20 protein-coding genes are annotated in these 24,721 nt (G+C 49.7%); 19 read left to right on the top strand and 1 reads right to left on the bottom strand.

The genetic code is table 11. The features are described from left to right. Positions 1 to 76: 76 nt before the first annotated feature. Positions 77 to 1,018 carry an OmpA family protein gene (locus tag ACQG22_RS04330; protein ID WP_058661564.1) on the top strand — a complete coding sequence of 314 codons (942 nt, stop codon included), beginning with the start codon at positions 77 to 79 and terminating at the stop codon, positions 1,016 to 1,018. A gap of 110 nt (positions 1,019 to 1,128) precedes the next feature. Here the strand turns inward: ACQG22_RS04330 and ACQG22_RS04335 are convergent, their stop codons facing one another. Continuing rightward, positions 1,129 to 1,824, bottom strand: a complete 696-nt coding sequence (locus ACQG22_RS04335; RefSeq protein ID WP_029882406.1) for a helix-turn-helix transcriptional regulator — start codon at positions 1,822 to 1,824, stop codon at positions 1,129 to 1,131. 364 nt (positions 1,825 to 2,188) lie between these two features. Here ACQG22_RS04335 and ACQG22_RS04340 point away from each other — a divergent pair, with 364 nt between their 5' ends. From ACQG22_RS04340 to ACQG22_RS04425, 18 genes are all read left to right on the top strand, one after another. Continuing rightward, on the top strand, positions 2,189 to 3,328 hold the full coding sequence (locus ACQG22_RS04340; RefSeq protein WP_139152677.1) for a polysaccharide export protein: 1,140 nt from the start codon (positions 2,189 to 2,191) through the stop codon (positions 3,326 to 3,328). A gap of 1 nt (position 3,329) precedes the next feature. Next, on the top strand, positions 3,330 to 3,779 hold the full coding sequence (locus ACQG22_RS04345; protein WP_047352053.1) for a protein-tyrosine-phosphatase: 450 nt from the start codon (positions 3,330 to 3,332) through the stop codon (positions 3,777 to 3,779). Between the two features lie 17 nt (positions 3,780 to 3,796). Beyond that, entirely contained in the window at positions 3,797 to 5,944 is a 2,148-nt protein-coding gene (locus ACQG22_RS04350) for a polysaccharide biosynthesis tyrosine autokinase (RefSeq protein ID WP_369706918.1), read from the top strand. A 296-nt stretch (positions 5,945 to 6,240) separates the two neighbouring features. Further along, positions 6,241 to 10,113, top strand: a complete 3,873-nt coding sequence (locus ACQG22_RS04355) for a filamentous hemagglutinin N-terminal domain-containing protein (protein ID WP_335279135.1) — start codon at positions 6,241 to 6,243, stop codon at positions 10,111 to 10,113. Positions 10,114 to 10,239: 126 nt separating this feature from the next. Continuing rightward, positions 10,240 to 11,820: a ShlB/FhaC/HecB family hemolysin secretion/activation protein gene (locus ACQG22_RS04360; RefSeq protein ID WP_284156270.1), complete on the top strand. Its 1,581-nt coding sequence runs from the start codon at positions 10,240 to 10,242 to the stop codon at positions 11,818 to 11,820. A gap of 16 nt (positions 11,821 to 11,836) precedes the next feature. Beyond that, positions 11,837 to 12,205 (top strand): holo-ACP synthase, encoded by a 369-nt coding sequence (acpS, locus tag ACQG22_RS04365; protein ID WP_014830751.1) that lies wholly within the window; start codon positions 11,837 to 11,839, stop codon positions 12,203 to 12,205. Between the two features lie 20 nt (positions 12,206 to 12,225). Continuing rightward, a complete protein-coding gene (locus ACQG22_RS04370) occupies positions 12,226 to 12,981 on the top strand; it encodes an SDR family oxidoreductase (protein WP_045295521.1) in 756 nt (251 codons plus the stop codon). 3 nt (positions 12,982 to 12,984) lie between these two features. Then, the gene (locus tag ACQG22_RS04375) at positions 12,985 to 13,533 is read left to right on the top strand and encodes a 3-hydroxyacyl-ACP dehydratase FabZ family protein (RefSeq protein ID WP_013095700.1); all 549 of its coding nucleotides are present in this window, start codon (positions 12,985 to 12,987) and stop codon (positions 13,531 to 13,533) included. Positions 13,534 to 13,554: 21 nt separating this feature from the next. After that, entirely contained in the window at positions 13,555 to 13,836 is a 282-nt protein-coding gene (locus ACQG22_RS04380; RefSeq protein ID WP_013095701.1) for an acyl carrier protein, read from the top strand. 29 nt (positions 13,837 to 13,865) lie between these two features. Continuing rightward, positions 13,866 to 15,026 carry an aminomethyltransferase family protein gene (locus ACQG22_RS04385; protein WP_155022901.1) on the top strand — a complete coding sequence of 387 codons (1,161 nt, stop codon included), beginning with the start codon at positions 13,866 to 13,868 and terminating at the stop codon, positions 15,024 to 15,026. Between the two features lie 93 nt (positions 15,027 to 15,119). Next, on the top strand, positions 15,120 to 17,678 hold the full coding sequence (locus tag ACQG22_RS04390) for a beta-ketoacyl-[acyl-carrier-protein] synthase family protein (protein WP_095453035.1): 2,559 nt from the start codon (positions 15,120 to 15,122) through the stop codon (positions 17,676 to 17,678). 4 nt (positions 17,679 to 17,682) lie between these two features. Further along, complete coding sequence (locus tag ACQG22_RS04395) at positions 17,683 to 18,900, top strand: beta-ketoacyl synthase (protein WP_369706919.1); 1,218 nt, start codon at positions 17,683 to 17,685, stop codon at positions 18,898 to 18,900. Positions 18,901 to 18,918: 18 nt separating this feature from the next. Next, positions 18,919 to 19,869 (top strand): ATP-binding protein, encoded by a 951-nt coding sequence (locus tag ACQG22_RS04400; RefSeq protein ID WP_284156235.1) that lies wholly within the window; start codon positions 18,919 to 18,921, stop codon positions 19,867 to 19,869. A gap of 10 nt (positions 19,870 to 19,879) precedes the next feature. Beyond that, the gene (locus ACQG22_RS04405; protein ID WP_014830757.1) at positions 19,880 to 20,587 is read left to right on the top strand and encodes an ABC transporter ATP-binding protein; all 708 of its coding nucleotides are present in this window, start codon (positions 19,880 to 19,882) and stop codon (positions 20,585 to 20,587) included. Beyond that, positions 20,571 to 21,218 (top strand): hypothetical protein, encoded by a 648-nt coding sequence (locus ACQG22_RS04410; protein WP_013095707.1) that lies wholly within the window; start codon positions 20,571 to 20,573, stop codon positions 21,216 to 21,218. Before ACQG22_RS04405 ends, ACQG22_RS04410 begins: the two co-directional genes overlap by 17 nt. Next, positions 21,219 to 22,529 carry an ABC transporter permease gene (locus ACQG22_RS04415; protein ID WP_369706920.1) on the top strand — a complete coding sequence of 437 codons (1,311 nt, stop codon included), beginning with the start codon at positions 21,219 to 21,221 and terminating at the stop codon, positions 22,527 to 22,529. It begins immediately after the preceding gene. 9 nt (positions 22,530 to 22,538) lie between these two features. Continuing rightward, a complete protein-coding gene (locus ACQG22_RS04420; RefSeq protein ID WP_013095709.1) occupies positions 22,539 to 23,327 on the top strand; it encodes an outer membrane lipoprotein-sorting protein in 789 nt (262 codons plus the stop codon). Continuing rightward, positions 23,324 to 24,712 (top strand): hypothetical protein, encoded by a 1,389-nt coding sequence (locus ACQG22_RS04425; protein ID WP_369706921.1) that lies wholly within the window; start codon positions 23,324 to 23,326, stop codon positions 24,710 to 24,712. Before ACQG22_RS04420 ends, ACQG22_RS04425 begins: the two co-directional genes overlap by 4 nt. Positions 24,713 to 24,721 lie beyond the last annotated feature (9 nt).

Genomic DNA, 24,721 nt, shown 5'->3' on the forward strand with positions numbered 1-24,721 from the left:
GGATGGCGGGCTTTCTGCACGCATCTTCCAATCGTTGTTACACAGTCATTCACTGGGTTAATCGGGAATTTGATAAATGAAAGTAACCCTTAATAAGTTTAAAAAAATAAACCTGGCGTGTGCGATTACTGCCGCGCTCAGCGTATTGATATCCAGCACTGCATATTCAGCAGAACGAGTGAAGCACGTCATCGATATACCGGCAGACGTCAAAACCACTTCAGGGAAGACGGCACCACAGCCCTACCGTCCGGTTGCGGATGTGACACCGGAACTGGCACAAATTGTGGTTTATTACCCTGAGGGGAGCGTACCCGCGACGATCTACGTCGACCGCGAGCTGCAGTCGGTACTGCTGCCGGGGCAATTTACCGTCCTGTGCGCCGCGCCAGGCGCGCATGCGGTGGAGTCCTGGTTCAACGATCACCCTGCTTATCAGGGGAAACAAAATCCTCTGCAACAGCTCAATGCCGAGAGTGCGCAAACCTATTTTATTCAGGTTAATCCAGGTACGTCAGGAAATACGGCGGCCCTGGAAGAGCGTTCCCGGGCTGAAGCTCTGTTGAGTAAGATGTATAAGCAGACCAAAATAATTAACCGTGCATCGCAGGTAAAAACCTGTGATTACGTTAATAACAGCGGTGTGGTGCTTATTCAGGAGCAAGTCCTGTTCCGCTTTGCGGCAAGTAATGCGGCAGGGATTTTTGCTGAATCCCGCAATAAGCTGGACGAAGTGGTGAAATTTACCAAAAAGGCAAATAACGTCAGTGAGATCCAGATTGTGGGGTATACCGACGCAATTGGTAGCCGTGAGGCTAACCAGCGCCTGTCTGAAGCGCGTGCCGATACCGTTCGTTCATTGCTGATCGAGAAAGGGATTAAACCGGAGCTGATCAATAACACGACGGGCAAAGGAATAGCACAAAGCGCTGAAGGCTGCGGTACCTCTGCCAGCCAGCAAGCGGCAGGATGTAACGTCAACAGCCGCCGCGTAGAAATTTTAGTGAAAAGCCACTAAGTCAGCATCGATACAAAAATACGGATTGCGGAGACGCTTTCCGTATTTTTTTTGTGAATAATTTGACGGTGTTATGGAGACACGGGTGACGTGTTAGAGGTGGAGAGGGATTAAGCAGTTTGTGGTTCGTACATCTTAATGTGGGCAATGCTGTAGTACTTTTTCTTTTCTCTGATTATGTCATGGTCAATCGAGGATTTAATGATTTCGCCGCAGGAGTAGATTTTCTTTAAAGAGTTAAACCCCAACTGTTTCATTATGCTGTTGCTGTAGGTATAGGTGGTTTTGGGTTTGATGTTATATAAGGTACTGATGTCGTCAATCGTGTAGCCTGAGATCATTAACTTCAGGACACAGAACTCCATATGCGTCAGTTCGATATGTTTTTTGACGATCCCGCTTTTGCTGGGGTGACGCTGGGTATGCATTTTCCTGACAATTTCATCATTGGTCAGATTATTGATATTCACGAGTCGGTGTTTGTAATGCGAGCAGATGCAGGCGAAAAGCTCCGGAAAGATATCCGAGTGGTAAGCGATGATGATCTCTTCAATGGCGTGGAGGTTTGTTTTCTGTTTTAGTGAGATAAGCCACTGAAAGTAGATGATGTTGCTATAAATAGAGTCAGGAAGCACCAGGTACAAGGTAAAAAAACTATCTTTTTTCATACCTTTTACCCAGTCATGAAAATGGTGCTGATTATAAAAAGAGAGAATCTCTTCTTTTTTGAACGTATTGGAAAGTAAATGGCGCAATCCGATGTTGCTGAAATGACATCTTGATAATATGACCCGCGACGTATCCATTTTTATCCCTTTGGTTAATGTATTCTGCACGCCTCTTTTTGGTGTAAGATTTGCATGCTAACGATCTTATGATACGGTATGTATATATTTTCATTTTACACGATGTCTCAGGGTTAATATGTGAGAATAGTCTTCGCATAAATGGGAATTGTTTACGTGCCTGATGATTGGACGGCTTTCTATATTAATGATAAGAAAGAGATGTCAGGGGTTAGGATTACTCCACGTCTACAGGACATGCATACTTTTAAGGTTTATCATTTAATCAATTGTGGAATGCCACGCTTCATTCTCTCTGCACCACCATGGGTGATTGATTAATTATAAGGAAATGTCATTTCACCGAAATGGCATAAAGAAAAGTATGAGAAAATTGCCAGCTCTGTTTATTTTCACCACGCTATTTTTACTGGCAGGGTGTCAGATAACCCCCGGAAGCCATATTGATACCGACGGAAAAACGGTTGTCGAAACGCCCGACCCCGATAATATCAATGACGTAAAGGTGAATGTTTACCCCGTTACGCCGGCGCTGATTGAGAAATTACGTGAAAACGTCGTAGTCGCCCACGCCAATGCGGAGCTGAATAAACGACTCGAAGCGTATGAGTACCGTATTGGGGTTGGTGACATCATTATGGTCACGGTGTGGGAACATCCTGAGCTTACCACCCCGTCTGGCCAGTATCGTAGCGCCAGCGATACGGGAAACTGGGTCCATTCAGACGGCACTATTTTTTATCCGTACATCGGGAAAATCCATGTTAAGGATAAAACGGTCACTGAAGTCAGAGAGCTGATTACCGAACATCTGGCGAAATACATTGAGTCCCCACAGGTCGATGTGGGGATTGCCGCGTTTCGCTCTCAGAAAGTGTATGTCTCTGGTGAAGTTAATCAGTCCGGGCAGCAGCCCATCACTAACGTTCCATTGACCATCATTGATGCGGTTAATCTGGCGGGTGGGCTGACTGAAAACGCAGACTGGGGGAATGCTGTTTTAACCCAGGGGGGTAAAAAATCAATCATCTCGCTGCAAGCACTTATGCAGTATGGCGACCTGCAGCAGAACAGGCTGCTCTATTCCGGCGATATTCTGTATATCCCGCGTAATGATGATTTAAAAGTCTTTGTCATGGGCGATGTGGTGAAGCAAACCACCATGAAAATGGATCGCTCAGGCATGACGCTGACCGAAGCGTTGGGTAATGCGGAGGGCATGAATCAATTAACCAGTGATGCCAGCGGTATTTTTGTGATCCGTTCGGAAAACAAACCGGATGCGTCAAAGGGAAAACAGGCAAATATTTATCAGCTTGATGCCAGGGATGCGACGGCGCTGGTGCTTGGCACCGAATTCAGGCTCAAGCCGTACGATATTGTGTATGTGACGAGCGCACCGATTGCGCGCTGGAACAGAGTCATTAATCAATTAATGCCAACCATTAGTGGTGTCTACAGCCTGACTGAAACGACGCGCTTCATCAGAAACTGGAGTAATTGATATGAATGGCAGGTATCAGTCCATTCTTGTCGTCTGCACAGGCAATATTTGTCGTTCCCCGGTGGGGGAACGCATTTTGCGTTCACGCTTGCCCAATATGAGCGTAGATTCCGCCGGGATTGCTGCGTTAACGGGGGAAGCGGCAGATCCCGTAATGGTTAACACTGCACGTGAGAATGGCCTTTCGTTAGAGGGTCATTGTGCCAAACAACTTACACCGCTGATGTGTCGTGAATATGATTTGATTCTGGCCATGGAGCAAAACCATATTGAAGCCGTGACCCGCCTGGCAATGGAAGCCCGGGGAAAGACATTTTTATTCGGATATTGGCTCCAGCAAATGGAAATTCCTGATCCTTATCGTCGGGGTCGAGATATCTCAGGTGTTATTTTTCAACAACTTTTTTCCGCTGCCGAAGAATGGGTCAAGGTTTTCCAGCAGGTTAAATAATCAGGGCTGATTAGAGCATGTTTGACAAACAGATTAGCAATTCGCAAACCGGTAATGTTCCGCGGCAGGAGGATATTGACATCGTTCAACTCCTCAAAGTCTTATATTACAGTAAGGTCTGGATAGCGGCGACGACATTACTGTTTATCGCTTTCGGCATCGTTATTGCTTACACCTTAGCGCCGGTCTATAAAAGTGATGCGTTAATTCAGGTTGAGAGAAATGCATCTACGGGGCTGTTGAATAAGCTCTCTACGATGCTGCCTGAAGGTTCCGGGGTCGCTTCAGAATCTGAAATTTCGTTAATTAAATCGCGGATGGTGATCGGTAAAACCGTGCGCGATCTGGGGCTGGATATCTCCGTGACTGAAAAACGCTATCCGTTTGCGAATGGCCTGCTCCTGCGCCTGCTTGGTAAACCCACGGGTAACATTGAGGTTTCAACCTTAACTGTCCCCGAGGAGTTCCTGAACGAAGCGTTGATCCTGACGATAACTGCTGCGGGTGAGTACACCCTGCAGGTCGGCGAGGCCGTTTTGCACGGTAAAGTGGGGGTTCCTCTTCACGCGCACGGCATTGATTTTATGATTGAACGTGCCGAACTGACCCAGGACACCGTGTTCATTTTACGTAAGCACAATGAATATTCGGTAATTGATGAGATCAAAAACAATATCGTCGTGGATGGAAAATCCGGTGGCAATGGGATGCTGCATCTGAGCATGACCGGCACCGATCCGGTCATGATCAGTAAAATCCTTGAAACCATCAGCCACAATTATCTTGCCCAGGACTTTGAGCGTAAGTCAGAAGAGGCCAGCAAGAGTCTGGCCTTTGTGAACGAACAATTACTGCAAATCAAAAACAATCTGGTGACGGCAGAAACGAAACTCAATGATTTCAGAAAGAATAATGAGTCGGTGGATTTATCCCTTGAAGCGAAATTCATTTTAGACAATGTGGTGTCCATTGATACCCAACTGAATGAATTAACCTTTAAAGAAGCTGAAATATCAAAGCTCTATAAACGTTCGCATCCGGCTTATAAAGCGCTGTCAGAAAAACGTGCGGTACTGCAGGAAGAGAAAGAGAAGCTCAATCAGCGTATCAGTACGATGCCGCGGACTCAGCAAGAAATTTTGAGCATGACCCGTGATGTGCAGATGGGAAATGATATCTATATGGTGCTGTTGAATAAGCAGCATGAACTCAATATCAATAAGGCCAGTACGCTGGGCAATGTTCGCATTATTGACAATGCCGTCACGCAGCATAAGCCGATTAAACCGAAAAAAACGTTGATTGTCATCCTGTCGGCGCTGTTGGGCTTCCTGTTCGCCTCCGGTGTGATTCTGCTACGCAACATGTTAATTAAAGGGATCAAACAACCCGCGGAGCTGGAAAAACGGGGCATCCCTGTCCACGCCGTCGTACCGCTGGCACCTGAACTGACAAAGAGCAGACGCTGCCGGGCGATTACCACCTATCAGTCTGATGAGCTGTTAGTGAAATCGTCCCCAACCTCGCTGGCGGTCGAGGCGATAAGAGGGCTGCGGACCAGCCTTCATTTCGCCATGCTGAAGTCAGAAAATAAAATATTAATGATTTCAGGCACCTCTCCGGGAGTGGGTAAATCCTTCGTCAGTTCAAACCTGGCGGTGCTGATGGCGCAGGCCGGTTCACGGGTGCTGCTGGTTGATTGCGATCTGAGAAGGGGATATTTGCACAGCATCTTCTCCCAGGCGGAAGGCCATGCCGGGCTTGCCGATTATCTCTCAGCGAATGCGGCGGTGTCCCAGGTGATAGAAGAGACAGAGTACCAGGGCGTCGATTTTATTGGCCGGGGAAGAATGGTCAATAACCCCGCCGAGCTGTTTATGACGGAGAAATTCCAGACACTCGTTGACGCCTGTTCAGCGCAATACGATGTCATTATTCTCGATACGCCGCCTATTCTGAGCGTTACGGATGCCGCGATTATTGGCCGATTCGCCTCAACGTCTCTGATGGTCGTCAGGTTCGAACAGAACTCGGTCCAGGAGGTGGAAGCAGGGCTGCGTCGATTCAATCAAAACGGGATTGCCATCCAGGGGGTCATATTCAACGGTGTTGAAAAACGCGCTTCGGCCACCTATAGCTATGGCGATTACTCATATCAGGAGTAATTCATCTCTCTTCTTATAAGGAATAAGTCTTGACAGGCCGGGAATGTGTAATATTCCTAATGCCTGTGGACTTGTTCCTGGTTAAAAGTTCCCTTTATGTTATGCAGTCTGAATGCTAATTCCAGATAAAAATGCCAGAATTAATACCAAGGAATGCTCTTAAAATCTAAATTAATGAACCATCAGGGAACCACAAGGGGGGATAAACAGTAATCAACGGATGTGAAGTAGTTATTTAGAGTGGTGATGTTATATTTTGAAAAAATGTAATAATTCCGAAATAAAGAGTCGATTAAATGAATAGTAATAAAAATAAAGTCTTTCAACTCGAGTTGAAGTGGCATCCTGTTGCCGCTTCTGTGCTACTCGCTCTGCCAATTGTTGCGCACTCAGCAGAGATCAACATCAAGAACGGCGTGGTTTATACTGCCGGGAATGTGCCTGTCATTAACATTAATAAAGCCAACGATAAGGGGCTTTCTCATAATGTCTATGACAACTTAAACGTTGATAAGAATGGCCTTATCTTCAATAACAGCATGACTGAATCAAATACCGTTCTGGCGGGTAAGATTCAGGGGAACAGCAACCTGACGTCCGGGACGGCGAAAGTCATCCTGAACGAAGTCACGTCTAAAAATGCCTCTGCGATTAACGGCATGATGGAAGTGGCCGGCGATAAAGCCGATTTAATTATTGCTAACCCGAACGGTATTACCGTTAACGGTGGCGGCTCCATTAACACCAGTAAACTGACCCTGACAACCGGTACGCCGGATATTCAGAACGATCAGTTAGCCGGTTATTCTGTTAACGGTGGCACCATTACGCTGGGTAAACTGAATAACGCCAGCCCGACGGAAATTTTGTCTCGCAATGTTGTCGTGACCGATAAAGTCACAGCTAACGAGCTGAACGTTGTCGCCGGTAATAACTACGTTAACGCTGCAGGTCAGGTGACCGGTTCTGTAACCGCAGCCGGAACGCGTAATGCCAACAGCATTGACGTTGCTGCGCTGGGCGGTATGTATGCCAATAAGATTAACCTCGTCAGCACCGAAAGCGGTGTCGGCGTGCGTAACCAGGGCATTATTGCGGGTGGCATCAACGGCGTAAATATTGACGCTAACGGTCAGTTGCTGAACAACACTGCGCGCATTGAGTCCTCTGGTCAGATCAATATTAAAACCAACGGCGCACTGAGCAACGTCACCGGGGATATTACCTCTGTGGGTACCATCGCGCTGGACACCAATAAAAACAGCCTCAATAACAGCCGTTCAGGCAACATTTCGACAATGGGAGACCTCTATGTTAATAGCGGCGCCATTGATAACACCAACGGCAAAATGGCGGCGGCAGGCATGCTGGCTGCGGATACCAACGGCAACACCTTAACCAACTACGGTAAAGGAAATACTGTCGGTATTGAAGCCGGTATCGTGGCGTTAAAAACCGGTACCCTGAATAACAGCAACGGCCAGATCAAGGGCGGGTATGTGGGTCTTGAATCTGCTGCTGTAAACAACAACAGCGGTTTAGTCGACTCCCTGGGCGATGTGAACGTGGTGAGCGGCGGTAACGTCGATAACAACCGGGGCATGATCCGTTCTGCGGGTGGTTTCACCAAGATTGCCGCGAAAGGTACGATTAACAACGGCGCGACCAAAACCGCAGATACCGCCAGTAATGACTCGTTAGGCATTATCGCTGAGAAGGGCGTGCAGATTGCCGCGAACAGCATCAATAACAACGGCGGGCAGATGGCGTCAAATGGCGATATCTCCCTTGAAAGTGCCGGCGCGATTGATAACTACTCGGGCAAACTGAACTCAAACAGCAAGGTGATTGCCAAAGCGGCCTCTATGCGTAACGACAACGGCGGTGTTGCGGGTCGTACCGGTGTGAGTGCCGCAGTGGGTGGAAACATCACCAACTACATCGGCGTCTTCAGCTCTGAAGAAGGGGATGTTGCCCTGGCATCGAATGCCCTGAACAACCGCGGTGGCTTCATTATGGGACAAAACGTCACCATTAATGCCAACGCAGGGGTGAACAACAACACCGCGTTCATCGTTGCCAGTAAGGTATTGAGCGTCACTGCAGGCGATAACATCGAAAACCGTTACGGTATCGATTTCGGATCCACATTTGGTACCTACTTCGGCATGCCGCAGCAGAACGGCGGTATGGTTGGTAAAGAAGGTGTCTCGCTGTCCGGGAACTATATCTATAACGGCGAAAGCCGCATCATTGCTGAAAATGGCCCGCTTACAATGCAGGCACGAGGCAGCATTGATAACGCGCGTTCGTTGCTGGTCAGCGGCGGGGATGCCTCCATCAAAGCGGGAAGCACCCTGACGAACAACTACGCAACCATCTACAGCATGGGCGACCTGCTGATTGATGCAAACAGCGTGAGCAACTACAGCAACGGTGCGCTGGAAGATAACAACGCGACTGGCGTTATCGCGGCAGATAAAAAACTGACCATGAATGTGAAGAACAGCTTCACCAACTATGGCTGGATCAGCAGCCTCGGTGATGCCATTTTCAATATTCTGAACGGTTCTTTAACTAACCGTAATACGCTCTCCGCTGAGAAGTCTCTGACCGTGTCTGCACAGACCGGGGTTGAAAACCTGAAAGATATCGCCGCGGGCGAGCATCTGGTGGTGAACAGCCAGCGTGGTGTGACCAACAACTCCAACAGCAATATGGTGGGTGATAAGGTCACGATCTCTGCGGTCTATGATATTAACAACCGTGGCAATATCGTGGCTGACAGCAGCCTGGCGATGAGCGCTAAAGGCAATATCTATAACGATCTGAATATGATCAGCTATGGTGACATTGCCTTAAGTGCCAATAACATTGATAACGCCTCGCGTAAAATCAAAGCGGTGGGTGATGTCACGCTGACAGCGGCCGGGAATGTGAGCAACAGCCGCGGCGAAATCAGCTCTGAGACTGGCGATATCACTATCAATGCGGGTGGCACCGTAGATAACTACTACGGCCAGCTCCTGTCCGGTAGCGATATTGCGCTGAAAGCGAACCGTCTGAACAACGACTACGGTCGGGTTGCCGCTTACGGCAATATCGATCTGGCGCTGATGGGGTATTTCGACAGCAACCGTGGTTCCGTCCTTTCTCAGACGGGTGATATCAAGCTGGCTGCCAACACCGTTGATAACAACAACGGTCTGATTGCCGGTAAGAATGTCACCGTCGAGTCCAAAGGTGCGGTTTACAACAACACCGCCATGATCGTGGCGGACAAAAAGCTCTCCGTGAACGCGGCAGGGAATGTTGAAAACCGTGACGGTAACAACTTCGTACGTAATCATGGCGAAACCTTCGGTGTGACGGGCGATGTGGGTGGCATGATTGGCCGTGAAGGTGTCGCGGTTTCCGGTCAAAACGTCTACAACAACAACAGTAGCATCATCGCTGATAACGGTGCGCTGAGCGTGCTGTCTAAAGGGACGCTGGACAACACCCGCGCTATGCTGGTGAGCGGCGCTGACGCCATCATCAAAGCGGCCGGTACGTTCTATAACAACTATGCCACCACCTACAGTGCAGGCAACCTGGATATCACTGCGGGTACGCTGAACAACTACAGCGATGGCAGCATGGAGAGCAACACGGCGACCGGCGTTATCGCGTCAGATAAGAATCTCAGTCTGACGGTTGATAACAACGTCACCAACTACGGTTGGATCAGCGGTAAAGGCGATCTGAACTTCACTATCCTGAAAGGTGCACTGACTAACCGCAATGCAATCTCTTCAGGTAACGCTCTGGCGATTAATGCCCTGAACGGTGTTGAGAATTTTAAAGACATCGTGGGTGTGGCCAGCGCGAAAATTGATACTCAGCGTCATGTTACCAATAATGCCAACGGCAATATCCTTGCACAGAATATCGTGATTAATGCCGGTGCCGACATTAACAACCGCGGTAATATTGTGAGCGATTATACGCTGTCTGTGAAAACAGCAGGGAATATCTATAACTACCTCAATATGCTGACTTATGGCGTTGCGGGTGTCACTGCGAATAACGTGACAAACAGCGGTCAGGATGCAGTATTTGGTGGCTTATACGGTATGGAACTGATTACCAATAAAGTGACCAATACCGGCACGATTGTTGGTATGTAATCTAAAGGTGTAACAAAAGGCAGCAGCTATTGTCTGATAGCGCAAAGTCAGCACGAGACCCTGCTGCCTTTTTTTCTGAGAAAGTGAATGGAACTGCGATTTAAATTTTTACTGTCATTGCTGGTAATGTCGTCTCAAGCATTTGCAGTTGACGATATTAATGCCCTGATTAAACAGCAGCAAAATGCAGATCTAAATACTTTCAAAGAACACAAGGTGTATCGGCAGAATGTTTTCTCCAGCACCGAACGTAAAGTATTTAGACTGGACAAATTACCTGAGGAGAAAAACTGTTTTACCCTTAAAGCACTTGTTCTTGATAATGATTTTTTGAAACGTAAAACCGAAAAGGCGATAAAAAAAGAGATCGTCGGACGCTGCGTGGGCAGCATCGGTGTGGTGAAAATCGCCGCCGCGTTACAGGATTTTTATATCGATGCCGGTTACATCACGACCCGCATTACGATCCCTTCACAGAATATTTCGTCTGGCACGCTGAAGCTTGACGTCAATGCGGGGAAAATAGAAAAAATTATTGTCGAGCATAATGATATTAATCCATGGATGCTGCCGTTTGCGAAAGAGGACATCCTTAATATTCGCGATATCGAGCAGGGTCTGGAAAACCTGCAGCAAGAACCCGGCGTGGATGTGAAGATCAATATCGAGCCGGGTACGAAGCACGGGTATAGCACCATTCGCATCAGCACCAACCGGGAAAAACAGTGGAGCGTGCGGGCGAGCTATAACAACTGGGGCGATAAAGCGACAGGAGAACACCTGACCTCTGTGGTGGGCTATCTCTATAACATCGCCCGGTTTAGCGATCTGTTTTATCTCGCCGGAACGAAGAGCACGACGGGTCAGTATCAGAGTGTAAGTGGTTACTATGCCCTGCCGGTAGGCTACTGGAACTATTCGTTGTTTTATAGCAGCAGTAAGTCACGTCAGGCGATACCGCTCTATTACACCACGGTGGATTACGCCGGTAAGAGTGAGTACGGCAGCGTGAAGGCGACGCGCACGGTCTACCGGGATAAAAGCCGGAAGGTGACGGGGAATGCCGAGCTGATCCGTCGAAAAGCCGGTTATACCCTTAATGGCGAGGAACTTGTCTTACAGAAGCGTGACATGGATAACGTCAGGTTTGGCGTGAATTACACGCAGCAGCTGGCAAATGCACACTGGGATTCAACGGTATCCTGGCAGCGTTTTGTCACCTGGTTCGGCGCCGAAAAAACGCCGGATATGGTGTATGGCAATGTCAGTCCCGTCAGTCAGCTGGTGAATGTGGAAAGTCGCTATACCCGACAATTTTCTCAAACCGCCTATAGCGCTTTTTTTTTGGCGCAATACGCACCGCGTGAGCTGACGCTGCAGGATCAAATGACGATGGGCGATCGCTGGAGCGTACGCGGGTTTGAAAACAGCGTTGGCCTGACCGGGAACAGCGGGTACTACCTGCAAAATACATTTTATCGCCCGGTGCGAGGAATGAACGCAAACTATTACGTTGGCGTAGATGCCGGTCATATAAGACGGGACAGTGTCTATGGCGAAGAGATTATCGTCGGCAGCACCCTGGGTATTCAGGGGAATGTGAAAAGCCTGGCGTACGATTCATCAGTCTCCATGCCGGTTAAATATCCTGGCAGCATGGACGTGAATAAATTTAATTTTAATCTGAATCTTTCTTATCAGCTTTGAAAGGGAAGCACGATAAATGCGTATCGGCACGGACATTGTGGAAGTTTCGCGCATACAGCGAGCGATAACAAACTGGCAAAGCGATTTTTTACAGCGCGTCTTTACCCCGCAAGAAAATATAAAAATTAACCGGGAAGATCCTAACTATGAGCGCGCATCAGGTTTCTGGGCGGCAAAAGAGGCGGTCGTTAAGGCGCTTGGCTGTGGATATCGCGACGGCATCACCTTTAAGGATATTGAAATAAACCATGACGAACTGGGTTGTCCCCATCTGATTTTCTCTGGGCGAGTCAAAGAGCTGCTTATTGAAAAGCAGATGGCGAATGCCTCGCTCAGTATTTCGCATTGTCAGCACTATGCGACAGCCGTTGTCATACTTTATTAACCTAACTAATTGTGAATATTATGTATCAATACAATGATCTTAAGGAAAAGACGGTTCTGGTCACCGGCGCCAGTGGTGATATTGGCCTGGCGATATGCGCTAAATTTCTTGACCAGAATTGCGATGTTTATGCGCTGTATAAATCCAATGCCACGCAATTAACGGAACTGAAAGAAACGCATCCGGCAGGAAGCAAGCTCACTGTCATTCAGTGCGATCTCGCCGATGCGCAGAGTGTCACTGCACTCTGTTCACGCCTGACCGAGGAAGCGGGCAAGCTTGATGTGCTGGTTAACAACGCCGGGATTGTAAAAGACAGCCTGTTTGCCTCGATGAGCTTTGATGACTTCAGCCAGGTGGTAGACACCAACCTGTTCAGCATTTTCCGTCTGACGAAAGAAGCCTTAATGCTGCTGCGCTCCGCAGAAAACCCGGCCATCATCAATGTGGCCTCCATTGCGGCCATTATCCCAAGCGTCGGGCAGGCGAACTACAGCGCGTCGAAGGGCGCAATCCTGGGATTCACCCGCACGCTGGCGGCGGAACTGGCGCCGTATGGCGTGCGCGTAAATGCCATCGCGCCGGGGATGATTGAATCCAAAATGGTGAAAAAAGTATCCCGCACGGTGGTGCGTGGCGTAACGGCATCTATTCCATTGCGTCGTCTGGGTAAATGCGACGAGGTTGCCAATACCGTCGTTTATCTGGGCTCCACTGCCTCCAGCTACATTGTGGGTCAAACCATCGTTATCGATGGCGGCCTGGTGATGCGGTGATTTATGTCTAAATACGTTATCCCCTCGAAGATCTTTCTGGAAATGGGCGGCTGGCGTCAGCCGCTGCTGATGGTCGACAGAATTGATGACTTCAAATATGGCGAAAATGGCTTTGTGAAGGTGACGAAGCACATCACCTACAACGAGCCCTATTTGCTCGGACATTTCCCGGACGATCCGATCATGCCTGGGGTTATTATTTCTGAGATTTTTGGTCAGGCCAGCGAGTACCTCTCGTTCCTCACCGATATTTGCGATATCTACAACCAGACATACGGCACGGAACTGAAATCGTTACGCGATATTCATGCGCTCATTCAGCGTGACGAGATGCGGGAGATCATTCGCACGCGCCGCGCGCAGGTTCGCGGTGTTCTGGCGGCCCAGAATTTGAAATTTAAAGATATTGCCTACCCAGGTGATTCGATTGAAGTGACCAGCAAGCTGGCATTTTCTGATGCCCATGGCTTTAAGCATTATTCCGTGACGGCTAACGTCGGTAAGCGGTTAATTAGCCATGGCACCATTATTAATTTCCGCGAAACAAAGTAAACCCCTGAGAGAGTTAAAACCATGTCTACAATGAAAAACGAAATTGACCAGCGCAAGGACGTGCTGATGACAATTAAAACTGAGATTATTCAGCGTTTAAATATTCAGCGCGATGAGTCTCAAATTGATGATGATACCGCCCTGTTTGGTAATGGTTTAAAACTGGACTCCGTTGATGCAACGGAAATCGTGGTCATGCTGGATAAAGTTTTCGATATCAAAGTGAGCGAAAGCGATGATCCTTCTTATATGAGAAGTATCAACAATCTGGCGACGTTTATCATCCAGAAGAAAAAAGCTTAATTTATCATTGCGAATAACAGGATCACGTTATGAAGTCTCTTTATGATTTTCATTTAAAAAACAATGCGAAAATGGGCATTTACAACAATGCCAACGTTCCTTCTGCCTATCACGATCCGATGGTGGAATATAAAGCCGTACGTGAAAATGCCCTGCTGGTGGACTATTCCCACATGTCCATTGTCAGCGTGATGGGTGATGATGCCTGGGCACTGGTGAATTATTATGTCTCTGCCGATGTCTCCATTATCCGTGACGAGCAAGGGATCTACTCGCTGGTATTGAATGAAGACGGTACGGTGCGCGGTGATGTGTATGTGCTCTGCTCATCCGACGGCTATTACATCATGTCCGAGAATATTCCGGCGGCGGAAATTATCGCTGGCCTGAACGCCCTTCTGGAAAAAGCCGACGAACTGGATATCCAGGAAACCCCTGAAATTGCTGACATGCGCGAGCAGAACTGGGGCGCGATCATGGTAGAAGGACCGTACTCCTGGGAGCTGATGTCTGAAATCCACGGTTTCGACGTGATTGGTCTGCCTTACTACGAGTACATGAATACCGACGACGAGCTGATGGTATTCCGCTGCGGTAAACACGGTGAATTCGCCTATATGGTTGTTGGCCAGCAGGAACAGCTGCTGGATCAGTGGCAGCAACTGCTGGAGCACGGCGGCAAATACCTGCTGCAGACCGGTGGGCTGGACTACCAGAAAATTGTACGTATCGAAAACCCAGGCTGGGATGACGCGCTGTGGGCTGAGTACAACCTCAATCCGGTAGAGCTGCAGTTGCAATGGGCTGTGCAGTACGACAAAGAGGGCTTTGTGGGTAAAGACGCGGCCGAAGAGCTCTCTCACGGCGAAGGCGCACGCAAGGTGATCGGCATGGTTGTCGAGGGCGAATGTTCAGGCATTGAATCCGGCGATAACGTACTGGTTGAGGGTCAGGTGGTAGGGAAAGTCGCTAAGGCTATCTATTCTCCAGCCCTGCAGTGCTTTATTGCCCTGGCGCTGATCGACAATGAATATGCATGGTCTGATATTAGCGGCTTTGCTATTCAAACGCGTTCTGAAACGGTAGCCGCGAAAACCAAAGGTATGCCATTTATTTATAACCTGAGCATGCTGGTTAATCCAACTGAACACAGTTTTGTGGATGCCTCTAAAGCGAAAAGCGCACTGTAATTATTAATCGAAACAGCGAGAAGCGAATCCGTGGGAATAACACCACGGATCCTTTTCGCTGCTCATTGCCTGTACATGGCGGTACATATATTTATGAAGACAAACAGAAAACGGGTTGTCATTACCGGGATCGGTATTCTCTCTTCGCTGGCTGAAAACCTGCAGGATTTCAGAAACGCCTTACTGAATAAAAAAAATGGCGTCACGGACAGCGTGCGTTTTTCAAAATGGTTTGAAAACGCCAGAGCCGCTGAAGTCTTGCATGACATTGACTATTCGGAATTACCGGACGACGTTATCGCCTCCCTGGATAATGCCGCACTCTGGGCCTACAAAGTGGGTAAAGATGCGCTCAATCAGGCGGGGCTGGCTGAGAACAAAGCGCACCTCAAAGAAACCGGTTTAATTGTTGGCGTGTCGTCTGCCGGGACCGAGGCATTTCTGCCGCTGTTTGAGCAACGCATGGAAGACTTTTCCCTGCGTAAAGCGCTGTTCTCTGGCGGTTTCTCCTCCTGCTGTTCCAGCGTCTCCACGCTGCTCGGGTTACAGGGCGGTGTTGAACTGGTCGCGACCGCCTGTACGGCCAGCCCTAACGCGGTCGGCATGGCGTTTGACTACATCCAGAACGGCAAAAGCAAAACCATGCTGGCCGTCGGGACAGAACCTATCTACCTGCCCACCTTCGCGGGCTTTTATGCCCTGAACGTGATGCATCCGGACGCCTGCACGCCGTTCTCCGGCAATTCGGGTATGTCCATCGGTGAAGGGGCCGGGGCGATCGTGCTTGAAGAGTACGAACATGCTGTCGCACGTGGCGCCACCATTTACGGTGAAATTCTCTCTTATGCCACCTCCTGCGATGCGTTCCACGAAACCGGACCGGATCCACGCGCCAGCGGCGCGGTACAGGTGATGCATAAGGCGATGGAAAATGCCGGCGTCACCCCGGATCAGATCGAATACGTCAACGCCCACGGTACCGGAACAGAAGCCAACGACCGTATCGAAACGCTGGCGATGAAAAAGGTGTTTGCCAACAATGAGAAACTGTTGGTGAGCTCTACCAAGTCTTATTTTGGTCATAACATCGGCGCGGCGGGGATCGTCGAACTGATCGCCTGCCTGGTCACGCTGCCGGATAACCGCGTGCTGCCGACGCTGAACTTCACCAACGCGCGTCCAAACTGCGATCTGGATTACGTGCCAAACGACTTCCGTGACCAGAAAATCAACCTCTTCATGAAGAACAATTATGCCTTCGGCGGTAACAACTGCAGCATGATTATCAGCATGGAGCCTTGTTCGATCCCGGTCAGTACCTACGACGAAAAGCGCGTGGCGATCACCGGCCTGGGTGCTGTTTCCGCGATTGGTCACACCGTTCACGAGATCCTCGACAACGTATGGAAACAGAACCATACCGTTGAGCTGGGCGGCGTCACCTTCCCGGAAGACACGCTGGAAGAGGCAAAAGAGTTACTGGATGTGCTGGAAACCACCCGTCAGTTCGAAGCGCTGTTTGGTGACGATTTCAACGCGCTGGCCGAAACGCTGCCGGAAGCGAATGAACACTTTAAAACCTTCCAGGTTTCCGGGCTGGAACCGCGTAAACATCTGCGCCGCTTTGACCCTCGCAAGGCTACGCGTGGCGGTACGTTCGCATTAATTGCCCTGTCCGAAGCGCTGGAGCAGGCGAAGCGTAAAATCAAGCGTGATGGCGATGAGCTTGGCATGGTCATGGGAATGTCCAGTGGCCCGCAGGAGACGACCTACAAATATCTGCAGAGCCTTAAGCCAGACCCACGTAAAGTCAGAACCTCTGAATTCCCGGGATCGTTGATGAACTCCATCCCGACGTTCTGCGGTATTTCGGAAGGGATCAAGGGCTACACCACTACGCTGGCGACCGGCGAGAATGCGGCGTTAGGCGCATTAACCTACGGCTACGAAATCGTGCGTCAGGATCTGCAGCCGCAGGTGCTGGTGGGCGGCGCGGACGAGTATTTCCCGTCCATGTCACTCTATATGGACGCCGTAACCCGCAAGCTGCATATGACCTCCGACGCCAGGGAATATCAGATCTACGGTAACGATCCGAAGGGTTACATTCCTGGCGAAGGTGCCTGCATGTTGTTGCTAGAAGATCCGCAGCGTGCAGCCGCACGTGGTGCAGAAGTGCTGGCGGAAGTGGCCGGTTACGGTAAAGCCTGTAGCAACAGCTATTTTGATGCCTCTCAGCGGGACGAGAAATCCTCCTCCATGGCGCTGGCTATCGCCCGTGCGCTGGCGGATGCCGGTGTAACGGCGCAGGAGATCGACCTGGTCTGTGGTACCAGCAACGGTAGCGATGAAAGCTCACGCATTGAAATCGATGCGATTTACGCCACCTTCGCCCAGGCAAAACCGGACGTACCGGTCGTGAACTACAACGCCTGCTTTGGCTTTGTCGCGTCTGCTGCCGGACTGCTTAACCTGGCCGTCATTATTGACTGTTTTAAGACGCAGGCGGTTCCCGCTATTCCTCATACCGTCGAGTTTTTCGATAAGCGAATTAACTTCGTTCGTGAACCGTTAAAACTTGCCCTGAAGCACGTATTGCTGGTGGGTGCGACGGAAGGCGGTAACTACTACGCGTTTGTGATTAAAGGATAATATTGTGGATAATGCCGCTATCATTTCGGGGTTCAGTTCTTGTCTGCCGTTTGCCGAAGACAGTCTTCAGCTTATTCAAAATCTGAAGCTGGGCAAACGCGTTGAAAGAAAGCCCTGGTTTAAATCCGACGACGAGGCAATTAAATGTGGGTTCGATGGCAATAAACATATTGCCACGCTGGATCATACGGATGATAGCGCATTAGATCTGCTTTATCGTCTGATTGACGATGCACTCGACCAGGCCGACCTGGATGTTCAATGGCTGGCCGGGTGCAATGCCCGGGTTTATTTAACCGGTATTGGCCCGCGGGTCGATGGCATGGCCTTTAAGAGTTTCTATAACAAAAATGATGTGGAAGATATTTATCTTTCAAAATCATTAATGCAGCTGCATGTGGATAATATGTCGCAGGATCGTATTGCCGGTCACCTTGCGCGTAAATATAACCTGCAGTATTTACCCCCAAATATGAATTGCACCAGTAATTCATCCATGACAGCCGTGCATTTAGGTTGCCAGGCCATCGAGCATGGCGGCGTAGATATTGTCCTGGTGGTGAACTGCTCAAAAATTAAAACGCAGGATATCTGGTTTCTGGATACGCAATCCATGCTGGATAGTCATCTTGTTCAGCCCTTTGGTGAAAACAGCCATGGGGTGCTTTTCGCTGAAGGCTATAGCGCCATTCTGCTGGAAAATTCCCGCCACCGTCGCGCCAGAAAGGCGAAGGGCGGCGTGCGGTTGCAAACAACCTATACCCAAATCAGCGCAGGCAGAAGCAACGACAGCTCATGGCTCAGCACCAATATTTTAAAAGTGATGCAGGCCACAATGAAGAAAGCCGAACTGGACGTTGAGGCACTGTGCGCGATTATCCCTCACGGTAACGGTTCATCCGTCAGCGATAAAGCGGAAGCCAAAGCAATAGCGATGTTGACGGAAGGACATCCGGTTCCGGTTCTGGCTTATAAAGGCCAGATTGGCTATACCGCAACCGGCTCTGGGATTGTCGATTTAATTATTGGTCATCATTCGCTCACCCAGCAGGAGCTTATTTCCCCCGTTGGTAATGACACCATTATTGATGCCGTTGCTCAGCATGTTTTGATTGACCGTGGCGTTATTGGTCATCACAAAAACCACCTGCTTAAAGTTGGGGTTGGCGTGGATGGATCCATTATTGGCGCCGTCATGTCTACGGATCATCCAGGCTGTTGAACGATCATGGAGAGTAACATGTATTTATCCTCATTTTCGCTCATTGAGCCGGAAGATAAATTTTATTTCTATCAGCCCAGCTGGCTAAACGCGTGGGAGTCGCATTTATTTAATAAAGCGCTCAAATCAACCCATGCAAACGGCTGGGGTCTGAAACGTTTTGGTACGCAGCCGGAGTTATATGCCGGTGAGATGATCCGCAATCCTCAGTATCAAAAATACCTGGATGCGATGGAGCAAGCGGCGGATGACGCGCTCATGGCGCTGCCGGCGAAAGAGCGAATGAAGCTGCTAAAGCAGCGTACGGCATTTATTTATGTCGACTCCTGGGGGGAATCCGGGCCGTTTGAAAATATCTCCAGCGCATTACACATCTCAATGATTGATACGCTGCCAAAAAACCTGGTGAAGAAATTCTCTGTGAATTCACCGACGTGCAAAATCCGGGGTGAAAGGCAATCCTTCATCCAGGCCATGAGTCTGGCAAAGGATTATCTGAGCTGGGATGTGTTTGATTACGTGGTGATCTGCGCCGCCTACCGTGCGATCCCGGTGCTGGTGTTTTCGGACGAAGATATCGCGCTGAAGTGGGGAGAGAAGCGCAGGGGGAAAGCCCAGGATGTCAATTTAACCGTTGAGCGCGCGGGCTGTTTCATCTTTAGTCAGCATGAAAGTGCAATCCGGGTGAACGGCGGTCAATACGTGATGGCCGATACCCTTGAGGACATGCAGGCAGCGGATCGCGTGGCGTTTGCCGGTCTGCGTAAAGAGATGCTGTCTCGCTCAACCGTTGCGCCGCAAAAGACGTTAGATCTGGTCGATACCTTTGGTGCCAGTGGCTGTCTGACGCCAGCATTAAGCTTTGCGTATCTCCGGCAGGCTCCTCATTTTGCGGGAAAATTAAGAACTGTCGTTCCCGATAAACAGTTCGGTTACAGCTATTTCGACATTGACTATTGCAAGGAATAACGACACCCCCATGAGCGGAATGATTAAAGAACTCCCAATGATATCGCTGAACAATATCTATAAGAGTTATGGCTCGGGCGAAGGCAAAGTCGATGCCCTGAAAAATATCAATCTTGAAATAGAGAAAGGCGAATTTCTGGCACTGTGCGGCCCCTCCGGCAGCGGTAAAAGTACGCTGTTAAATATCCTGTCGGGTATTGATAAACCGGGATTTGGTTCGGTGATGTTTTTGCGAAAATTACTCAACAATTTACCGGAAGAACAATTATCAGAAATTCGTGGCAAGCATCTGGGGTTCATATTTCAGTTTTTTAACCTCATCCCCGTGCTGAGCGTATTTGATAACGTTTTTTACCCGCTGGTGTTGAATGGGCACATTGGCAAAAAAGAGGCGAAAGAGCGGGCGCTGCATTTTATCGAGAGCGTAGGACTGGCGGGATATACCGAACGTAAGCCGGGCCAGCTTTCGGGTGGACAACAGCAGCGTGTGGCTATTGCCCGTGCACTGGCGCATGACCCTCAGGTCGTGATTGCCGATGAGCCAACCGGAAACCTCGACCTGGTCACCGGTGAGGCCATTCTCGATCTGCTGCTGAAAATCAACCGGGAGACACGCACCACTTTCATTATTTCGACGCACTCAAGCCAGCTGAAAGAGCGCGCGCGGCGTGTGGTTGAAATTAAGGACGGAGTATTAGTTCATGATTCACAATCGTAATTTCTTCATTCTCTGCTGGCTGCTGATCTGCATGGCCTATGCCGGGAGCGTTAAAGCCGCCGCGGCCCCCGTGGCTGAGCAGGTGATAAAAAATGGCTTCCCGACGCAGGCCGATAAGCTAGCCGATATCACCCGTGCGTTGTTTACCGAATACAAGGCCAATGATAACGCGCTGTCGCTGGTTTTTTATGCCTACGGCATGCTGCGCCAGGCGGAGCATGCCCTCAATACCAATGACGTCATTCGGGCGTCTGAGTATGGCAAAACGGGCTTTTTCTATCTCGATGAAGCGGTGGACCTCTACGAGGGCAATCAACGGGTGCGCTACATGCGTGCCCGTGTGGACGCGTACCTGCCAGCCGATATTGGCCGCTGTGTGGTGACGTTAAAAGATACGGAACAGATGGCGAAAAGCCCTGACGTATTCAATGCCGGGTTGATGAAGCACATTGACGAAATGCGTTATCGCGCGCTGTTGAGCTGTAACCGTACCGCCGAGGCAGACGCGCTGCTGGCGCAAACAGAACTGCGTCACGCCAACTCTGCATTACCACTGGCTTCTGGCGACGCGCCAGAGTGGGATATCAACGAAGTGACAGAGGTCTTGTTACCGCTGGTGAAAGGGAACTAAATGTCCGGGGTTATGGTGTTAGCGAATAGTGTTGTTGTACTGATTCTGATTTTTGTCCTCTGGTGCGTATTATTCCGCTCGCGGGATGTGAAGTTTGCTTTTTTAAACCTCTTTCGCCACAAGAGACGATCTTATTCAACCATTGCCGCCATTATGCTCGGTGGCGTGTCGATTTTTCTGTATGGCGGGTTTATCGATTACTCTTTCTGGATTTTGAAAGAGCAAACGATTCGAACCAATATTGGTCACGTGCAAATTTATAATGAAAATTATTTCCAGACGTCGAATAAAAATAAAAGCCTGATTGCCGATTATGCATCCCTGAAAAAGGCGATTCTCAACGATCCGGATCTTGCACCGCATATTTCGACGCTGTCCGGTCAGCTGGAATTTACCGGGGTGATTTCGCAATATGAAAACGAAACGTCCAGCTATTTTTCCGCCCTGGGTGTGGAGCCGCTGCCTGCGTTAAAGCTGGGATCGTTTGATAAATTAATTTCCGGCAGCGATCTCTCCCGGGTGCGTACCGACGAAATCACGCTGGGCAGTGGGCTGGCGAAAACGCTCAATGCCCACTACGACGACTGGCTGGATGTGCTGGTGGTGAATACCGAGGGCGGTCAGGGCGCGTTATCGATGAAGCTTCGCGGCATCTTTGAGTCCGGTATTAAGGATTACGATGATGTGGCGATGAAAATTCCGCTTGATACCGCACAGCGCATCATGGGAACCAACAGCGTCAGTAAGGTATTAATCCTGCTGAAGGACGACGATACCGCCGTCTTTAGCGCCAAACTGCGCCAGTTTATTGCGAAGCATCATTTACCGCTGCTGGTCAAAGACTGGAAAGAGACCTCGATCTTTTATCAGCAAGTCGAAGGCTTATTATCCGGGATCTATTTCTTCATTAAGCTCATCGTCGGATTGATCGTGATCTTTATGATCGGCAATTCGATGACCATGAATATTATCGAACGTACCCGGGAAATAACCACCCTCAGGGCGATTGGCCTGAAACCCCTGCACGTCACCAGGCTGTTTTTACTGGAAGGGATTTTCATTGGTCTTATCGGCGCCATTGGCAGTCTGGCGACAGGTTATGCCATTGCCTCTGCCATCAATCTTTACGGTATTGCCATGCCGCCGTCACCGGGGCAATCGCTGGGCTATACGGCCTTTATTAAAACCGACAGCGTAGCACTGACCTGGATAACCCTCGTATTACCGATCCTGGCCGCAACCGGCGCCTCTGTGCTGCCTGCATTACGTGCTTCACGGCTGAATATTTCAGATGCTTTTAAATTTTCGTAAGGAAGCGATATGAAACGCGTTGTCATCACAAAACTGCTCTTTTGTCTGTGCCTGTTTTCCTCGGCGGTATTATCAGCGCCGGTGGATAACAAAGCATCAGAGATTATTCGTCGTGCCGATGAGGTTCGTTCCCCGAATAAACCTTTTCGCTACACCCTGACCATTCATGAATATAAGTCGGGCGCATCTCAGCCTGACAATAAGCAGGTGCTGGATATTTCCATGCGCTTTATGAAACCCGAAGGGGGAATGAAAGCCGATGCCCGTTCGCTGGCGCGTTTTATTTATCCCCCGCGGGACAAAGGCAAAGTGCTGCTCTCTGACTGGTACGATCTTTGGTTCTACACGCCAGAACTGCGTCGACCGGTTCCCGTTTCGCGCCAGCAGCGCCTGATTGGACAAATTTCCAATGGCGACGTCATTGTCACCAATTTTGAGTATGCCTACCACGCCACGCTGCTGGGCGAGGAAGCATGCGGCGATACGCAGTGCTATAAGCTGGAGTTGGTGCGCAAAACGGATGACGTCACGTGGCCAAAAGTCATCTATTACGTCGAAAAAGAGGGGGAGAACCGTCCTTTTAAAGCGTCGTATTACTCTCTGGATAATAAATTGATGAAAGAAGTGCTTTACCAGGATTTTCAGATGGTATTAGGGAAGATGCGTCCGATGAAAATTATTGTGAAGGAGGCCCGTCACGGTAACAGCTACTCCGTGATGGAGTACAGCGATGTTCGCCTGGAGTCCTTGCCTGAATCCCACTTTACTCGCGAGTCTATTCAGCGAGGTGCCAATTGAAACGCACATTACTGGGGTTAACTCTGGCACTCTCCGCTCTGCCCGTGAGCGCACTGGCGGACTGCCTGTCCGGTTCCGACTTTGCAAAAAACAGCACTGTCACGCTGTATGAGCAGGTGTCGCTGGTCAAAAAACAAATTTCAGACTGGCGAATTAACGGCCGAAATCCGTATACCAGACACAATATCTACAATGACGCGGGCGTGAATCTCACCAGCAAGTGCGCGATCGTTGATAATGCGCTGGATCTGGATTTGTCTCTCTACGGGCTCACCTGGTACTCACCGCGCAAGGTGGGAGCATTTGAAGAGGACGACAGCCGCTCTCAGCTGCTGATTGAGCGTCTGAGACTGGTTTACGCCGTTTCAGACAGCGTGCAGCTTGAAGTGGGAAAACTTCAGGCGAAGCAGGGTCTCTTTTTCCTGCGCTCACCTTCCGATCTGACTCCGCATTACTACGCCGGGTTCAAACCGACGCGGCTTTACGATCCCGCGCTTCGCACTGCGTATCAGTCCTCGTCCTGGGCCGCGACGCTGTCAATGGACAACCGGGATGAGTCGCTCTCGCTGACCGTGATTCCGAAGCTGGCGACGATCGATAAATACTATCTGACCTCCAGCAACTGGTCCGCGAACCAGCGTGGCAACAGCAGCGAGGCCTGGCTTCTGAGCTATACCTCACATGCCTTCCGTCAACATACGCCGGGGATGCGCATTCTGCTGGGAGACTCGCAGTCGGTTGCCGTTTCTGACAGCTATCACTACACCCCACAGCTGACCCTGAATGCCGAGATGGTCTGGCACCGGGAGCAGCGCTGGCGTCATCTCTCTGAGGAGAAAAGTGCAGAAGTCCAGAACTATGCATTTCCTTCATCGCTGTATGAGACCGAGGACAAAAATGGCGTAGAGCTGGCGGTGGGCGGGCAATATACCACTGATACCTTTAACGTTTTCGGCCTGGAATATTATTACCAGAGCGAAGGCTACTCCCGCACGGAATGGCGCAAACAGCGCGAGCTGATGACCTTTTTGAATACGCCGACAGGCTATGCGCCGCTCGACAGGGCGTTTGATTCCTATAAGTACCTGATGGCGTCTGAAATCAGCAATACGGGCAACAAAGGCATGTTGCAGGGGAAACACTATCTCAACGCCTGGTCCAGCGTGCAGCTCACGCATCAGATCGCCGTGCAGCCTTATTTTATCGTCAATCTGATGGATAAAAGCACCCTGTCGGGGCTCCACATCAGCGCACCGCTGACCTTTATTGATGACCAGCTGGAAGCGTATACCGGCGTCTATTCAGCACTGGGTAGCGCAAATTCTGAGTTTGCTTTCTTCGGCGATGTTGCCGGTGGCTATGTTGGCTTTAAGTATTACTTATAAGGAAATGAC

It is taken from the genome of Enterobacter cloacae complex sp. 309I3 (assembly GCF_050031595.1).
Taxonomy (GTDB): Bacteria; Pseudomonadota; Gammaproteobacteria; order Enterobacterales; family Enterobacteriaceae; genus Enterobacter; species Enterobacter cloacae.

Bases quoted from the DNA above. Each gene is read 5' to 3' on its own strand.
- acpS (WP_014830751.1), top strand. From the start codon at position 11,837: ATGCGTATCGGCACGGACATTGTGGAAGTTTCGCGCATACAGCGAGCG.
- ACQG22_RS04330 (WP_058661564.1), top strand. From the start codon at position 77: ATGAAAGTAACCCTTAATAAGTTTAAAAAAATAAACCTGGCGTGTGCG.
- ACQG22_RS04375 (WP_013095700.1), top strand. From the start codon at position 12,985: ATGTCTAAATACGTTATCCCCTCGAAGATCTTTCTGGAAATGGGCGGC.
- ACQG22_RS04335 (WP_029882406.1), bottom strand. From the start codon at position 1,824: ATGGATACGTCGCGGGTCATATTATCAAGATGTCATTTCAGCAACATC.
- ACQG22_RS04410 (WP_013095707.1), top strand. From the start codon at position 20,571: ATGATTCACAATCGTAATTTCTTCATTCTCTGCTGGCTGCTGATCTGC.
- ACQG22_RS04420 (WP_013095709.1), top strand. From the start codon at position 22,539: ATGAAACGCGTTGTCATCACAAAACTGCTCTTTTGTCTGTGCCTGTTT.
- ACQG22_RS04380 (WP_013095701.1), top strand. From the start codon at position 13,555: ATGTCTACAATGAAAAACGAAATTGACCAGCGCAAGGACGTGCTGATG.
- ACQG22_RS04385 (WP_155022901.1), top strand. From the start codon at position 13,866: ATGAAGTCTCTTTATGATTTTCATTTAAAAAACAATGCGAAAATGGGC.
- ACQG22_RS04355 (WP_335279135.1), top strand. From the start codon at position 6,241: ATGAATAGTAATAAAAATAAAGTCTTTCAACTCGAGTTGAAGTGGCAT.
- ACQG22_RS04415 (WP_369706920.1), top strand. From the start codon at position 21,219: ATGTCCGGGGTTATGGTGTTAGCGAATAGTGTTGTTGTACTGATTCTG.
- ACQG22_RS04360 (WP_284156270.1), top strand. From the start codon at position 10,240: ATGTCGTCTCAAGCATTTGCAGTTGACGATATTAATGCCCTGATTAAA.
- ACQG22_RS04370 (WP_045295521.1), top strand. From the start codon at position 12,226: ATGTATCAATACAATGATCTTAAGGAAAAGACGGTTCTGGTCACCGGC.
- ACQG22_RS04390 (WP_095453035.1), top strand. From the start codon at position 15,120: ATGAAGACAAACAGAAAACGGGTTGTCATTACCGGGATCGGTATTCTC.
- ACQG22_RS04405 (WP_014830757.1), top strand. From the start codon at position 19,880: ATGAGCGGAATGATTAAAGAACTCCCAATGATATCGCTGAACAATATC.
- ACQG22_RS04345 (WP_047352053.1), top strand. From the start codon at position 3,330: ATGAATGGCAGGTATCAGTCCATTCTTGTCGTCTGCACAGGCAATATT.
- ACQG22_RS04350 (WP_369706918.1), top strand. From the start codon at position 3,797: ATGTTTGACAAACAGATTAGCAATTCGCAAACCGGTAATGTTCCGCGG.
- ACQG22_RS04400 (WP_284156235.1), top strand. From the start codon at position 18,919: ATGTATTTATCCTCATTTTCGCTCATTGAGCCGGAAGATAAATTTTAT.
- ACQG22_RS04340 (WP_139152677.1), top strand. From the start codon at position 2,189: ATGAGAAAATTGCCAGCTCTGTTTATTTTCACCACGCTATTTTTACTG.